Source organism: Pseudomonas sp. PDM26, from assembly GCF_019219185.1.
Classification (GTDB): domain Bacteria; phylum Pseudomonadota; class Gammaproteobacteria; order Pseudomonadales; family Pseudomonadaceae; genus Aquipseudomonas.
Window position 1 is genome coordinate 1 of sequence record NZ_JAHUWC010000066.1, and the last position, 291, is coordinate 291.

At 53.3% G+C, this 291-nt stretch carries 1 tRNA gene and 1 rRNA gene; both read right to left on the reverse strand.

From position 1 onward, the window contains the following. Positions 1-37: 37 nt before the first annotated feature. Positions 38-114 (reverse strand) — tRNA-Ile (locus KW849_RS31120). A gap of 122 nt (positions 115-236) precedes the next feature. Next, a 16S ribosomal RNA gene (locus KW849_RS31125) occupies positions 237-291 on the reverse strand; the annotation flags it as partial.

Below are 291 nucleotides of genomic sequence, written 5' to 3' on the forward strand. Positions count from 1 at the left end.
GGCGCTCTCCCAGCTGAGCTATGGCCCCATACAAAATTGGTGGGTCTGGGCAGATTCGAACTGCCGACCTCACCCTTATCAGGGGTGCGCTCTAACCAACTGAGCTACAGACCCAATTTCGAGCGCGCAACTGTTAGCTTGGAGCTATCAGCTTGGAGCTTAAAGCTGCTTCTATCGTCTTCTTCAATGAATCAAGCAATTCGTGTGGGAGCTCATGGAGCAGCTGAGTCGTCGATTAAGGAGGTGATCCAGCCGCAGGTTCCCCTACGGCTACCTTGTTACGACTTCACC